A 14,806-nucleotide genomic window follows, 5' to 3' on the forward strand; every position below is an offset into this window, starting at 1 on the left:
GGTCCTCGTAGCGGAGCTACTAGGGCATTTCGGCAACGCGGGAAGCGTGCGTGCCAGGGCGTGGCCGCCCGATCAGAGGTCACCCGACAGGCTCTGAGGGAGCCCGCAACCTCCCGGCGGCACGGGCGTCCTCGCCGTGCTGGTCCTGTGCGGCGAGGACGCGTCGCGCAGCCGCCGCCACCGGCCGGCCACCGGCACCACCACTGTCACGGGCACCCGCTGCCCCCATGCTCCGGGGCGCACTCCCTCAACCCGTGCCCGGAGCACGGCATCGCCCCGGACGTCACCGCACTGTCACTGCCCGCAAGTAGGGTGGGAGCCATGGCAGACCCCTCCAGCTACCGCCCCAAGCCGGGACAGATCCCCGACTCCCCGGGGGTCTACAGATTCCGCGACGAGCACCGCCGGGTGATCTACGTCGGGAAGGCGAAGAGCCTGCGCCAGCGCCTGGCCAACTACTTCCAGGACCTGGCCCATCTCCATCCCCGTACGCGCACGATGGTCACCACGGCCGCCTCCGTCGAGTGGACCGTCGTCGCCACCGAGGTCGAGGCGCTCCAGCTGGAGTACTCCTGGATCAAGGAGTACGACCCCCGGTTCAACGTCAAGTACCGGGACGACAAGAGCTATCCGTACCTCGCGGTCACGCTCAACGAGGAGTTCCCGCGCGTGCAGGTCATGCGCGGTGCCAAGAAGAAGGGCGTGCGCTACTTCGGTCCGTACGGGCACGCCTGGGCGATCCGCGAGACCGTCGACCTGATGCTCCGGGTCTTTCCCGTACGCACGTGCTCCGCAGGTGTCTTCAGGAACGCCGCGCGGACCGGCCGACCCTGCCTCCTCGGCTACATCGGCAAGTGCTCGGCGCCCTGCGTCGGCCGGGTCACCCCCGAGGAACACCGCGAACTTGCGGACGATTTCTGCGACTTCATGGCCGGCCGCACCGGCACGTACATCCGCCGCCTGGAGAAGGACATGATGGCGGCGGCCGAGGAGATGGAGTACGAGCGGGCGGCCCGGCTCCGCGACGACGTGGAGGCCCTCAAGCGGGCCATGGAGAAGAGCGCCGTCGTCCTCGCCGACGCCACCGACGCCGACCTGATCGCTCTCGCCGAGGACGAGCTGGAGGCCGCCGTGCAGATCTTCCACGTCCGCGGTGGCCGGGTGCGCGGCCAGCGAGGCTGGGTCACCGACAAGGTCGAGGCGGTCGACACCTCGAGCCTCGTCGAGCACGCCCTGCAGCAGCTGTACGGGGAGGAGACGGGTGACTCCGTCCCCAAGGAGGTTCTCGTCCCGGCCCTTCCGGAGGACCCGGAAGCGGTCTCCCAATGGCTCGCCGACCGCCGGGGCTCCCAGGTCAGCCTGCGCATCCCGCAGCGCGGCGACAAGAAGGACCTGATGGTGACGGTCCAGCGCAACGCCCAGCAGGCCCTGGGGCTGCACAAGACCAAGCGCGCCTCCGATCTGACGACCCGCTCCCGCGCCCTGGAGGAGATCACCGAGGCGCTCGGCCTCGATACGGCTCCGCTGCGCATCGAGTGCTTCGACATCTCCCATCTCCAGGGCGACGACGTGGTCGCCTCCATGGTCGTCTTCGAGGACGGTCTGGCCCGCAAGAGCGAGTACCGTCGCTTCCAGATCAAGGGCTTCGAGGGCCAGGACGACGTCCGCTCGATGCACGAGGTGATCGGCCGCCGCTTCAAGCGGTACCTGCAGGAGAAGGAACGGACAGGGGAGTGGGAGGAGATCCCTGCCCCCACCGGAGCCGTCCCGGCCCCGGAAGCCTCCGATGCCGGCCCCTTCGAGAACGAGTCCCGTGAGGACGACGGCCGCCCCAAGCGGTTCGCCTACCCTCCGCAGCTCGTGGTGGTCGACGGCGGCCAGCCGCAGGTCGCCGCGGCCAAGCGGGCCCTCGACGAGCTGGGGATCGACGACATCGCCGTCTGCGGCCTCGCCAAGCGTCTCGAAGAGGTCTGGCTGCCCGACGACGACGACCCCGTGGTCCTGCCCCGCTCCAGTGAGGGCCTCTACCTCCTGCAGCGCGTCCGCGACGAGGCCCACCGCTTCGCCATCACCTACCAGCGCGCCAAGCGGGCCAAGCGCATCCGCTCCAGCCCTCTCGATGCGGTCGCCGGACTCGGCGAGACCAGGAAGCAGGCGTTGATCAAGCATTTCGGCTCCGTGAAGAAGCTGAAGCACGCGACAATCGACGAGATCTGCGAGGTTCCGGGAATAGGCCGCAGGACGGCGGAATCAGTGGCTGTCGCCCTCGCCTCGGCCGCCCCGTCCGCGCCTGCCGTGAACACGGCGACAGGAGAGATCATTGAAGAGGACGACGGGGGCAGCACAACATGACTGAACACGAGCAGGAACAAGAGCACAATCAGCAGAACCAGCACGAGCAAGAGCGCGCGCACGACCGCACAGACCGAGCAGACGGAGCAGGACACGTGAGTACGGGCACCACGATCGAGATGGGCGATGCCACTGCGGCCATCCCCGAGCTGGTGATCATCTCCGGTATGTCGGGCGCCGGGCGGTCCACCGCCGCCAAATGTCTGGAGGACCTCGGCTGGTTCGTCGTCGACAACCTGCCGCCCGCGCTGATCCCCACCATGGTGGAGCTGGGTGCCCGGTCGCAGGGCAATGTGGCCCGGATCGCCGTCGTCGTCGACGTGCGCGGCCGCCGCTTCTTCGACAACCTCCGGGAATCCCTCGCCGACCTCGAGGCCAAGCACGTCACCCGGCGGATCGTCTTCCTGGAGTCCTCCGACGATGCGCTGGTCCGCCGCTTCGAATCAGTCCGCCGCCCGCACCCCCTCCAGGGTGACGGCCGCATCGTCGACGGAATCGCGGCCGAGCGCGACCTGCTGCGCGAGCTTCGCGGCGACGCCGACCTGGTGATCGACACCTCCAGCCTCAACGTGCACGAACTGCGCGCCAAGATGGACGCCCAGTTCGCCGGCGACGAGGAGCCGGAGCTGCGCGCCACAGTGATGTCGTTCGGCTTCAAGTACGGCCTGCCGGTCGACGCCGACCTGGTGGTGGACTGCCGCTTCCTGCCCAATCCGCACTGGGTTCCGGAGCTGCGCCCATTCACCGGGCTCAACGAGGAGGTGTCGGCGTACGTCTTCGACCAGCCGGGCGCCAAGGAGTTCCTCAACCAGTACACCGAGCTGCTGCAGCTCGTCGCCGCGGGCTACCGCCGCGAGGGCAAGCGCTATGTGACGATCGCCGTCGGCTGCACGGGCGGCAAGCACCGCTCCGTCGCGATGTCGGAGAAGCTCGCCGCGCGGCTTGCCACCGAAGGCATCGAGACCGTCCTCGTCCACCGGGACATGGGGCGCGAGTGACCAGTCGTAATCTGCGCCTGCGGCGGCTGCGCCGAGCCACCTCTGCGCTCTCCGCCCGCAAGCGCGGCGCCCAGCAACCCAAGGTCGTTGCCCTCGGCGGCGGCATGGGCCTGTCCGCGTCGCTCGCGGCGCTGCGCCGGATCACCGGTGATCTCACCGCGGTGGTCACCGTCGCCGACGACGGCGGCTCCAGCGGCCGGCTCCGCGAGGAGCTCGGCGTCCTGCCGCCCGGCGACCTCCGGAAGGCGCTCGCCGCGCTCTGCGGCGACGACGACTGGGGCCAGACCTGGGCCCAGGTCATCCAGCACCGCTTCCAGTCCAAGGGCGATCTGCACGAGCACGCGGTCGGCAATCTGCTGATCGTCGCCCTGTGGGAGCAGCTCGGCGACCATGTGCAGGCGCTGGACCTGGTCGGCAAACTCCTCGGCGCGCACGGCCGGGTGCTGCCCATGTCCGCCGTGCCGCTGGAGCTCCAGGCGCTCGTACGGGGCCACGACCCGGCCCGGCCGGACGACGTGGACACGGTGCGCGGCCAGGCGACGGTGGCGCTCACCCCCGGTGAGGTGCAGTCCGTGCACCTCGTCCCGAACGACCCGCCGGCCGTCCCGGAGGCGGTCGAGGCGGTCCTGGACGCGGACTGGGTGGTGCTCGGCCCGGGATCGTGGTTCTCCTCGGTGATCCCGCATCTGCTCGTACCGGAACTGCTCGACGCGCTCGTCGTGACGAAGGCCCGCAAGGTCCTCTCGCTCAACCTCGCACCGCAGCCCGGTGAAACTGATGGCTTCTCTCCGCAGCGTCATTTGGAGGTTTTGGGACGACACGCCCCTAAACTCGCCCTGGACGTGGTGCTGGCCGACGAAGCCGCCGTGCCCGATCGCGAGTCCCTTGCCGAAGCAGCCAAGCGGCTCGGTGCCGCGGTCGAGCTGGCGCCGGTGGCCTCACCCGACGGCGTTCCGATCCATGATCCGGAGCTGTTGGCCGCCGCGTACGACCGTATTTTTCGGATGCATGGAAGGATCGGCCCATGGCGATGACGCCAGCGGTGAAGGACGAAATCTCTCGGCTTCCCGTGACCCGGACCTGCTGCAGGAAGGCAGAGGTTTCGGCGATTCTTCGGTTCGCGGGCGGGCTGCACCTGGTGAGTGGCCGGATTGTGATCGAGGCGGAGCTGGACACCGCTATGGCGGCACGCCGGCTGAAGCGGGACACTCTCGAGATCTTCGGGCACAGCTCGGAGCTGATCGTGATGGCCCCCGGCGGTCTGCGGCGCGGCTCCCGCTATGTCGTACGGGTGGTGGCGGGCGGCGACCAGCTGGCCCGCCAGACCGGTCTGGTGGACGGCCGCGGCCGCCCGATCCGCGGTCTGCCGCCGCAGGTGGTCTCGGGGGCCACCTGCGATGCCGAGGCCGCCTGGCGCGGGGCTTTCCTGGCCCACGGCTCGCTCACCGAGCCGGGCCGCTCCTCCTCGCTGGAGGTGACCTGCCCGGGCCCGGAGGCGGCGCTCGCGCTGGTCGGCGCGGCCCGCAGGCTCTCCATCGCGGCGAAGGCACGCGAGGTGCGTGGCGTCGACCGGGTCGTCGTCCGCGACGGCGACGCGATCGGTGCGCTGCTCACCCGGCTCGGCGCCCATGAGTCGGTGCTGGCCTGGGAGGAGCGGCGGATGCGCCGCGAGGTCCGCGCCACGGCCAACCGGCTGGCCAACTTCGACGACGCCAATCTGCGCCGCTCCGCGCGGGCCGCAGTGGCCGCGGGTGCACGCGTGGGGCGTGCCCTGGAGATCCTGGGCGAAGAGGTGCCCGAGCACCTCGCGGCGGCCGGACGGCTGCGCATGGAGCACAAGCAGGCATCCCTGGAGGAACTGGGCGCGCTCGCCGACCCGCCGCTGACGAAGGACGCGGTCGCCGGCCGGATCCGCCGGCTGCTGGCCATGGCCGACAAGCGGGCCCAGGACCTCGGTATCCCGGGGACGGAATCCACCCTCAGTGAAGAGCTCGCCGACGGCCTGGTGGGCTGAATGTGACGTTCCAGGCCAACTGGCCGCTGCCGGTGCCCCGTCGGGGTACCGGCAGCGGCTTTTACGGACCCTGTCACGACCCTTGACTTGATCATAGGGTTGTCATGAGCCTTGCGTCGGTTCACTCATGTGGAAGCCAACAGCAAGGGGGGCTTATGAGACGCAGGGCGAGATCGATGCTCGCAGCGGCTTCACTGCTGATAGCGGGTCTGGCGGCGGCACCCGTCGCCCAGGCGCAGGACGGACAGGCATCTGACGCGGGCGCCGACGCCGTGAAGGTCTACAACGCCGATGTCACCAAGGAGCAGATTCCGCTGCTCCTCGCGGCCGGCCAGGACGCACACGAACTGGGCGAGCGCGCGCCCGACAAGGGCACCGCGAAGGTCGAGCTCTTCCTCACCGACGCCGAGGTGGCCGGTCTGAAGGCGAAGGGCGTCGAACTCACCGAGCGCAAGGTCTCGGCCCGGACGCAGCGAGGGCTGGCCGCCGCTGGGGACGGCGTCTTCCGCCCGTACAGCGGCAAGGGCAACATCCAGGAAGAGATCATCGCGACCGGAAAGGCCCACCCGGGCCTCACCAAGGTCATCTCGATCGGCAAGACGCTCCAGGGCCAGGACATCCTCGCCCTCAAGCTCACCAAGGGCGCCAAGACCTCCGGGGACGGCTCCAAGCCCCCGGTGCTGTACATGTCCAACCAGCACGCCCGCGAGTGGATCACGCCCGAGATGACCCGGCGGCTGATGCACTACTACCTCGACAACTACGGCAAGGACCCGCGGATCACCAAGATCGTGGACTCCACCGAGCTGTGGTTCGTGCTCTCCGCCAACCCGGACGGCTACGACTTCACCCACAATCCCGACGGCGATCGGCTGTGGCGCAAGAACATGCGCGACAACAACGGCGACGGCGCCTACACCGCCACCGACGGCGTCGACCTCAACCGTAACTTCGCCTACAAGTGGGGCTACGACAACGAGGGTTCGTCCGCCAACCCGGCGAGTCAGACCTTCCGCGGCGCGGGCCCGAACTCCGAGCCGGAGACCGTCGCCCTGGACCGTTTCGAGAAGCGGATCGGCTTCGAGTACGGCATCAACTACCACTCCGCCGCCGAGCTGCTCCTCTACGGCGTGGGATGGCAGGTCGCCACCCCGACCCCCGACGACGTCCTGTACAAGGCCCTCGCCGGTACGCCCGAGAACTCAGCCGTCCCTGGCTACTACCCGCAGGTCTCCTCCGAGCTCTACACCACCAACGGCGAGGCCGACGGACACGCGGCGAACGTCAACGGGATGATGATGTTCACCCCGGAGATGGCCACCTGCCAGACGGCTTCCGCCATCGACCCCGATGACGCCTGGCGCGCCGAGGACTGCCAGTCCGGGTTCAACTTCCCGGACGACGAGAAGCTGATCCAGCAGGAGTTCGCCAAGAACATCCCGTTCGCCCTCTCGGTCGCCGAGACCGCCGCCCACCCCGACCAGCCCTCCTCCTCGGTCGGCCTGACCGCCCCCGACTTCACCCCCGACGCGTTCACCACCTCCTACGCCCGCGGTGGCGACCAGGAGGTCTCCGTCGTGGCCCGCAAGTCGCTGCGCGACAAGGAGCTGAACTACCGTGTCAACGGGGGCCGCACGCACAAGGAGGACCTCGAAGCCTGGAAGGGCGGCAAGTTCTACGGCGGCAAGGACAACATCCACTTCGACGACTACCGGGCCGAGGTCGAGGACGCGGAGCCGGGTGACCGGGTCGAGGTCTGGTTCACCGGCCGCACGAAGGGCGGCCAGCGCACCTCCAGCGAGCCCTTCACCTACACCGTCGCCGAGCGCGCCAAGGCGAACACCCTGGTGATCGCCGAGGAGGGTGCCGCCGCCCAGAACGCCCAGCTGTACGCCGACGCTCTGAAGGCCAACGGCCGCAGCGCGGTCGTCTGGGACGTCGCCACCCAGGGTGTACCGCACCCGCTCGGGGTCCTCAGCCACTTCTCCACCGTCGTGCACTACGCCGGAACCAGGACGCCCGGTGGACCCACGCAGCTGGCGCTCCGTGACTTCCTCAACGGAGGCGGCAAGCTGATCGAGGCCGGCACCCGGGCCGGCGGCAACGTCCAGATCGGCCGGGCCGTGACGGACGACTTCAGCCAGTACTACCTGGGGGCGTACGGCCGTACGAACGCCAACGGCGCCACCGGGTTCAACGGCAGCGGAGTCCTCGCCGGCGCCACCGGCGGACTCAGCGGCAGCGCCGGCGGTTCGCTGAATGCGGCCGGCGCGTACACGGTCACCTCGGACAGCCTGCCCGCGACGGAGTTCCCGCAGTTCAAGAGCGCCGAGGCGGGCCGGTACGCCGGAATCGTCAATCCGTACGCCCCCTACGCCGGCCAGTGGATGGCGGCCGCCACGCACACGGACAACGCCTGGAAGCGGCTGACCCGTACCGTCGATCTGACGGGAGTCAGCGCGGCCGACAAGCCCGAGCTGCGCTTCGCGGTCAACTGGAACACCGAGCAGGGCTACGACCACGCCGTGCTGGAGGCGCACACCACCGGGGCCGAGGACTGGACCACGCTGCCGGAGGCCGGCGGTGCCACCAGGACCGCGGTGCCCACGGAGTGCGGAGCCGGTTACTTCATCAACGGCCACCCGTTCCTTCGGCACTACCTGACCCTCACCGCGGCCGGCTGCGTGGCCAACGGCACCAGCGGAGCCTGGAACAGCTTCACCGGCTCCTCCGCCGGCTGGAAGCAGGTCGCCTTCGACCTCAGCGGCTACGCGGGCAAGAAGGTCGAACTGTCCCTGAGCTACATCACCGACCCCGGCTCCGGCGGCCGCGGTGTGTTCGCGGACAACGCCGCCCTGTTCGTCGGAGGCACGGAGAAGGAGTCCGAGGGCTTCGAGACCTCCCTCGGCGTCTGGACCGTGCAGGGCGCACCGGCCGGCAGCCCGGCCGTCGACGGTGACTGGGCCCGCGCGGGTGAGCTCTTCAAGTCGTACGCGTCGGTCGCCACCCGCGACACCGTGCTGCTGGGCTTCGGGCTCGAGCACCTCGTGAACCCGGACGAGCGCACGCGGCTCGTCGGAAAGGCACTCGCCGCCCTGCGTCGTTGACGCCGAGCAGCCACAGGATTGCGGCGGTCCGTGCCCCTAACCGGGGGGTACGGACCGCCGCGCCGTGTATAGGGCCGCTTGATGCCATGCCTGGGCATTGGGGGAGGTAGGGTCGTAGGCGGTCGGGGACATCTCATGAAGCTGGCCGGCGTCGAAACCCGGCTTATCAACGAGGAGATCGGTTCGTGACGATCCGCGTAGGCATCAACGGCTTTGGCCGCATCGGTCGTAACTACTTCCGCGCGCTGCTGGAGCAGGGTGCGGACATTGAGATCGTGGCTGTCAACGACCTGGGTGACACTGCGACCACGGCCCACCTTCTGAAGTACGACACCATTCTGGGTCGTCTGAAGGCCGAGGTCAGCCACACCGCCGACAGCATCACCGTCGACGGCCACACCATCAAGGTGCTCTCCGAGCGCAACCCGGCCGACATTCCCTGGGGTGAGCTGGGCGTCGACATCGTCGTCGAGTCGACCGGCATCTTCACCAAGAAGGCCGACGCCGAGAAGCACATCGCCGGTGGTGCCAAGAAGGTCCTCATCTCGGCTCCGGCCAAGGGCGAGGACATCACCATCGTGATGGGCGTCAACGAGGACAAGTACGACGCGGCCAGCCACCACGTCATCTCCAACGCCTCCTGCACCACCAACTGTGTTGCGCCGATGGCCAAGGTTCTGGACGAGAACTTCGGCATTGTCAAGGGCCTCATGACGACGGTTCACGCGTACACGAACGACCAGCGCATCCTGGACTTCCCGCACTCCGACCTGCGTCGCGCCCGCGCCGCCGCGGAGAACATCATCCCGACCACGACCGGTGCCGCCAAGGCCACCGCTCTGGTGCTCCCTCAGCTCAAGGGTAAGCTCGACGGCATCGCGATGCGCGTTCCGGTCCCGACCGGCTCGGTCACCGACCTGGTCATCACGCTGGAGCGCGAGGTCACCCGCGACGAGGTCAACGCCGCCTTCCAGAAGGCCGCCGAGGGCCCGCTCAAGGGCAAGCTCGTCTACACCCAGGACCCGATCGTGTCCTCGGACATCGTGTCGGACCCGGCGTCCTGCACCTTCGACTCCCTGCTGACCATGGCAGAGGGCACGCAGGTCAAGGTCATCGGCTGGTACGACAATGAGTGGGGCTACTCCAACCGCCTCGTCGACCTGACCGTGTTCGTCGGCAGCCAGCTCTGACCGCCGATTCGGCAGGCACCTCGATGTGAGCACGGGGCTCGGACAGCGCAACGCGGCGCCGTTCGAGCCCCGTTGCATGCTCTCTCCCGCACTCCAAGGAGTCCAGCAAGATGAAGACGATCGACGAACTTCTCGCCGAAGGGGTCACCGGCAAGCGCGTATTCGTCCGCGCCGACCTCAACGTGCCGCTGAGCGGCACCACCATCACCGACGACGGCCGCATCCGCGCCGTCCAGCCGACCGTGCAGAAGCTCGCCGCGGCCGGTGCGAAGGTCATCGTCGCCTCGCACCTGGGCCGCCCCAAGGGCGCCCCGGACCCGGCCTTCTCCCTGGCCCCCGCAGCCGCCCGGCTCGGCGAGCTGATCGGCGCCGACGTCGCCTTCGCGACCGACACGGTCGGCGAGTCCGCCCGCGCCACGGTCGCAGCCCTCACCGACGGCCGGGTCGCCGTCATCGAGAACCTCCGCTTCAACCCCGGCGAGACGTCGAAGGACGACGCCGAGCGCGGCGCGTTCGCCGACCAGCTCGCCGAGCTCGCCGATGTGTACGTGGGCGACGGCTTCGGAGCCGTCCACCGCAAGCACGCCTCGGTCTTCGACCTCCCGGCCCGGCTGCCGCACGCCGCGGGCGACCTGATCGCCACCGAGGTCGGCGTCCTGAAGAAGCTCACCGAGGACGTCGCGCGTCCGTACGCCGTCGTGCTCGGCGGCTCCAAGGTCTCCGACAAGCTCGGCGTCATCGACCACCTCCTGGAGCGGGCCGACCGCATCCTCATCGGCGGTGGCATGGCATACACCTTCCTCAAGGCCCAGGGCCACGAGGTCGGCAGTTCCCTCCTGCAGGAGGACCAGATCCCGGCGGTGCTGGAGTATCTGAAGCGCGCCGAGGAGAAGGGCGTGGAGTTCGTGCTCCCCGTCGACGTCGTGGTCTCCGAGCAGTTCCCGGACCTCAAGACCAAGGCGCCGACCCAGCACAGCACCGTGCCCGCGCACGCCATCCCGGCCGGCGTGATGGGTCTGGACAACGGACCCGAGACCAACAAGCTGTACGCCTCGAAGCTCGCCGACGCCGTCACCGTCTTCTGGAACGGCCCGATGGGCGTCTTCGAGCACCCCGACTACGCCGAGGGCACCCGGGCGGTCGCCCAGGCCCTCGTCGACTCCTCGGGCTTCAGTGTCGTCGGTGGTGGCGACTCCGCCGCTGCCGTCCGCATCCTGGGCTTCGATGAGAACGCATTCGGCCACATCTCGACCGGTGGCGGCGCCAGCCTCGAATACCTCGAGGGCAAGACGCTTCCCGGCCTTGCCGCACTGGAGGACTGACCTTTCATGAGCACCCGTACCCCGCTGATGGCGGGCAACTGGAAGATGAACCTCAACCACCTCGAGGCCATCGCACACGTCCAGAAGCTCGCCTTCGCCCTGGCCGACAAGGACTACGACGCCGTCGAGGTCGCCGTCCTGCCGCCCTTCACCGACCTGCGCTCGGTGCAGACGCTGGTCGACGGCGACAAACTGAAGATCAAGTACGGCGCCCAGGACCTCTCGGCGCACGACTCCGGCGCGTACACCGGTGAGATCTCCGGCTCCATGCTCGCCAAGCTGAAGTGCACCTATGTCGCGGTCGGCCACAGCGAGCGCCGCCAGTACCACGGCGAGAACGACGAGATCTGCAACGCCAAGGTGAAGGCCGCGTACCGGCACGGCCTGACCCCGATCCTCTGCGTCGGTGAGGGCCTGGACATCCGCAAGGCAGGTGACCAGGTCGCGTACACCCTCGCGCAGCTCGACGGCGGCCTGAAGGACATCCCGGCCGAGCAGGCCGAGTCCATCGTGATCGCCTACGAGCCGGTCTGGGCCATCGGCACCGGTGAGGTCGCCACCCCCGAGGACGCGCAGGAGGTCTGCGGTGCGATCCGCCGTCGGCTCGCCGAGCTGTACTCGCAGGAGCTGGCCGACGCCGTCCGTATCCAGTACGGCGGCTCGGTGAAGTCCGGGAACGTCGCGGCGATCATGGCGCAGTCCGACGTGGACGGCGCCCTGATCGGCGGCGCCGCACTGGATGCCGACGAATTCGTCAAGATCGTCCGCTTCCGCGACCAGTGAGTATGCGGTAGCGCCGATCCGTCGTACCCTTGCGGGGGCCGTGGGGGGCATTGTCCCCCCGGCCCCCGTTGTCCGTTAGAGCAGTCCAAGGGAATTCCGGAAAGTAGGGACCAGCCGTGGTTATGGGGTTCTCGATCGCCCTGATCGTCTTCAGCCTGCTGCTGATGCTGCTGGTGCTGATGCACAAGGGAAAGGGTGGCGGCCTCTCCGACATGTTCGGTGGCGGTATGCAGTCGTCCGTCGGTGGCTCCTCGGTCGCCGAGCGAAACCTCGACCGGATCACCGTGGTGGTCGGTCTGGGATGGTTCGCGTGCATTGTCGTGCTTGGTCTGCTGATGAAGCTGGACAACTGACCCGGCGTCCGCGATTCCCGGTGAGGGTGTAACTCCTTTCACTGGACGCGCGTTGGGCCTTACGTAGACTGGGGCATTCGAGCACCATCACGCAGGGAGTTACGACCGTGGCAAGTGGCAACGCGATCCGGGGAAGCCGGGTCGGAGCGGGGCCGATGGGTGAGGCCGAGCGGGGCGAGTCCGCGCCGCGTCTCCGCATCTCCTTCTGGTGCTCGAACGGGCACGAGACGCAGCCGAGCTTCGCCAGTGACGCGCAGACACCGGACACTTGGGACTGCCCGCGCTGTGGCTTCCCGGCCGGTCAGGACCGGGACAACCCGCCGGACCCGCCGCGCACCGAGCCGTACAAGACGCACCTCGCGTACGTACGTGAGCGTCGCAGCGATGCGGACGGCGAGGCCATCCTCGCCGAGGCCCTGGCCAAACTCCGGGGCGAAATCTAGTTTTGGTTCACCGGCCGGTCACCCCATGGGTGACCGGCCGGAGTGCATGTGGCGGCGCCGCAGCTCTCCGTCGCCTCGTCAACCCCCCTGATCAATTAAGTTGGAGGGGCAGCGGGGCATGTGCACGTACGAGAAGAAGTGGGCTGATATCCGGGATGAACGCACGAAGCCGAACCAAGCTGAATCAGACGCCCGAGTGGACCGCTCTCGGGAAGCACCGCGAGCAGTTCGGGCAGACGCATCTGCGGCAGCTGTTCGCCGACGATCCGGAGCGTGGGGCCGGATACACCCTCCGGGTCGGCGATCTGTATCTCGACTACTCCAAGCACCTGGTCACCGACGAGACGCTCCGACTGCTGCGCGAGCTCGCCGACGCCACCGGAGTCGCCGAGCTGCGTGACGCCATGTTCCGCGGCGAGAAGATCAATACCACCGAGGACCGCGCCGTCCTGCACACCGCGCTGCGCGCCCCGCGCGACGCCGTGATCGAGGTCGATGGCGAGAACGTGGTACCCGCCGTGCACGCCGTGCTCGACAGGATGGCGGCCTTCGCCGACCGCGTCAGGTCGGGGGAGTGGACCGGCCACACCGGCAAGCCGATCAAGAACATCGTCAACGTCGGCATCGGCGGCTCCGACCTCGGCCCCGCCATGGCGTACGAGGTGCTGCGCTCCTTCACGGACCGTTCGCTCACCGTCCGCTTCGTGTCGAACGTCGACGGCGCCGACCTGCACGAGGCCGTTCGCGACCTCGACCCCGCCGAGACGCTGTTCATCGTCGCGTCGAAGACCTTCACCACGATCGAGACGATCACCAACGCCACCTCCGCCCGCAACTGGCTGCTGACCGGCCTTCGGGCCGAGCAGGACGCGGTCGCCAAGCACTTCGTGGCGCTCTCGACCAACGCCGGGAAGGTCGCGGACTTCGGCATCGACACCGCCAACATGTTCGAGTTCTGGGACTGGGTGGGCGGCCGCTACTCGTACGACTCCGCCATCGGTCTCTCGCTGATGATCGCCATCGGACCGGACCGGTTCCGCGAGATGCTCGACGGCTTCCACCTCGTCGACGAACACTTCCGCACCGCACCGGCGGAGGCCAACGCCCCTCTGCTGCTCGGCCTGTTGGGCATCTGGTACGGCGCGTTCTTCGACGCCCAGTCGCATGCCGTACTGCCGTACAGCCACTATCTGTCCAAGTTCACCGCCTACTTGCAGCAACTGGACATGGAGTCCAACGGCAAGTCCGTGGACCGGGACGGCAGTCCGGTCGAGTGGCAGACCGGACCGGTCGTCTGGGGCACGCCCGGCACCAACGGGCAGCACGCCTACTACCAGTTGATCCACCAGGGCACCAAGGTCATCCCGGCCGACTTCATCGGCTTCGCCGAGCCGGTCGCCGACCTGCTGCCCGGGCTCGTCGCCCAGCACGATCTGCTGATGGCCAACTTCTTCGCCCAGACCCAGGCGCTGGCCTTCGGCAAGACGCCGGACGAGGTCCGCGCGGAGGGCGTCGCCGAGGAACTGGTGCCGCACAAGACGTTCCGGGGCAACCACCCCACGACGACGATCCTCGCGGACCGGTTGACGCCGTCCGTCCTCGGCCAGCTCATCGCGCTGTACGAGCACAAGGTCTTCGTCCAGGGCGCTGTCTGGAACATCGACTCCTTCGACCAGTGGGGCGTCGAGCTCGGCAAGGTTCTCGCCAAGAAGATCGAGCCGGTGCTGACCGAGGGCGCAGGGGGCGAGCAGCTGGACAGCTCGACCGCCGCCCTCGTCGCCGCGTACCGCACGCGGCGGGGCCGCTGATCCGATGACCTCGGGAGAGGGGACGGTGCGGCTCCGACCGCCGAACAACACGCCGGCCCCGAGGGCCGTCGGCTGGTGGCGGACCCAGTGGCTGCTGCTGACCGCGGCGCCGGTGGCCGTCCTGGCCGTGCTGGGCGCATTCATCGCGCCCGCCCGGTTCTGGCTGCTGCTGCCCGCCGTGGTCCTCGCGGTCCTCGGCGCGGCCCGCGCCGTCCTCTTCCCCCGCTGGTGGTACCGCACCCACCGCTGAGAGGTCACAGCACACCTGACCCCGCTCCGGTGCCAGGCGGAGCGGATGTCCTCCGCCTGCGGACCCCTCGGGCCGTTGACGACCGGGATTCGACGCGCTCACCCTCGGCGACGGTCCGGCTGTCCCAGTGCCCTCGTCGTCGCACGTCGCGCTGCCCTGAGCCATGTCTGTCTCCGGGTGGGACCG

At 68.9% G+C, this 14,806-nt stretch carries 11 protein-coding genes and 1 pseudogene; all 12 read left to right on the forward strand.

The features are described from left to right. The first annotated feature begins 321 nt into the window (after positions 1-321). A complete protein-coding gene (uvrC, locus tag AB0915_RS23210) occupies positions 322-2,352 on the forward strand; it encodes an excinuclease ABC subunit UvrC (protein WP_366692903.1) in 2,031 nt (676 codons plus the stop codon). Continuing rightward, positions 2,349-3,350 carry an RNase adapter RapZ gene (gene rapZ / locus AB0915_RS23215; RefSeq protein ID WP_366692904.1) on the forward strand — a complete coding sequence of 334 codons (1,002 nt, stop codon included), beginning with the start codon at positions 2,349-2,351 and terminating at the stop codon, positions 3,348-3,350. The genes uvrC and rapZ overlap by 4 nt, the downstream gene beginning before the upstream one ends. Further along, complete coding sequence (yvcK, locus tag AB0915_RS23220) at positions 3,347-4,384, forward strand: uridine diphosphate-N-acetylglucosamine-binding protein YvcK (protein WP_358860201.1); 1,038 nt, start codon at positions 3,347-3,349, stop codon at positions 4,382-4,384. The genes rapZ and yvcK overlap by 4 nt, the downstream gene beginning before the upstream one ends. Next, complete coding sequence (gene whiA, locus AB0915_RS23225; protein ID WP_366692905.1) at positions 4,375-5,364, forward strand: DNA-binding protein WhiA; 990 nt, start codon at positions 4,375-4,377, stop codon at positions 5,362-5,364. Before yvcK ends, whiA begins: the two co-directional genes overlap by 10 nt. Before the next feature lie 155 nt (positions 5,365-5,519). Next, complete coding sequence (locus AB0915_RS23230; RefSeq protein WP_366692906.1) at positions 5,520-8,471, forward strand: M14 family zinc carboxypeptidase; 2,952 nt, start codon at positions 5,520-5,522, stop codon at positions 8,469-8,471. 185 nt (positions 8,472-8,656) lie between these two features. Next, complete coding sequence (gene gap / locus AB0915_RS23235) at positions 8,657-9,661, forward strand: type I glyceraldehyde-3-phosphate dehydrogenase (protein ID WP_366692907.1); 1,005 nt, start codon at positions 8,657-8,659, stop codon at positions 9,659-9,661. A 110-nt stretch (positions 9,662-9,771) separates the two neighbouring features. Beyond that, positions 9,772-10,983 carry a phosphoglycerate kinase gene (locus AB0915_RS23240; RefSeq protein WP_366692908.1) on the forward strand — a complete coding sequence of 404 codons (1,212 nt, stop codon included), beginning with the start codon at positions 9,772-9,774 and terminating at the stop codon, positions 10,981-10,983. A 6-nt stretch (positions 10,984-10,989) separates the two neighbouring features. Beyond that, positions 10,990-11,766 (forward strand): triose-phosphate isomerase, encoded by a 777-nt coding sequence (tpiA, locus tag AB0915_RS23245; RefSeq protein WP_366692909.1) that lies wholly within the window; start codon positions 10,990-10,992, stop codon positions 11,764-11,766. Positions 11,767-11,882: 116 nt separating this feature from the next. Further along, a complete protein-coding gene (secG, locus tag AB0915_RS23250; protein WP_078839980.1) occupies positions 11,883-12,119 on the forward strand; it encodes a preprotein translocase subunit SecG in 237 nt (78 codons plus the stop codon). Positions 12,120-12,226: 107 nt separating this feature from the next. Beyond that, positions 12,227-12,562, forward strand: a complete 336-nt coding sequence (locus tag AB0915_RS23255; RefSeq protein ID WP_078839979.1) for an RNA polymerase-binding protein RbpA — start codon at positions 12,227-12,229, stop codon at positions 12,560-12,562. 155 nt (positions 12,563-12,717) lie between these two features. Then, positions 12,718-14,370 (forward strand): glucose-6-phosphate isomerase, encoded by a 1,653-nt coding sequence (pgi, locus tag AB0915_RS23260; RefSeq protein WP_366692910.1) that lies wholly within the window; start codon positions 12,718-12,720, stop codon positions 14,368-14,370. 4 nt (positions 14,371-14,374) lie between these two features. Beyond that, positions 14,375-14,617: pseudogene (locus tag AB0915_RS23265) on the forward strand (PH domain-containing protein); the annotation flags it as partial. Positions 14,618-14,806 lie beyond the last annotated feature (189 nt).

The sequence above is a fragment of the Streptomyces sp. NPDC048411 genome (assembly GCF_040704695.1).
In the GTDB taxonomy this organism is placed as follows: domain Bacteria; phylum Actinomycetota; class Actinomycetes; order Streptomycetales; family Streptomycetaceae; genus Streptomyces.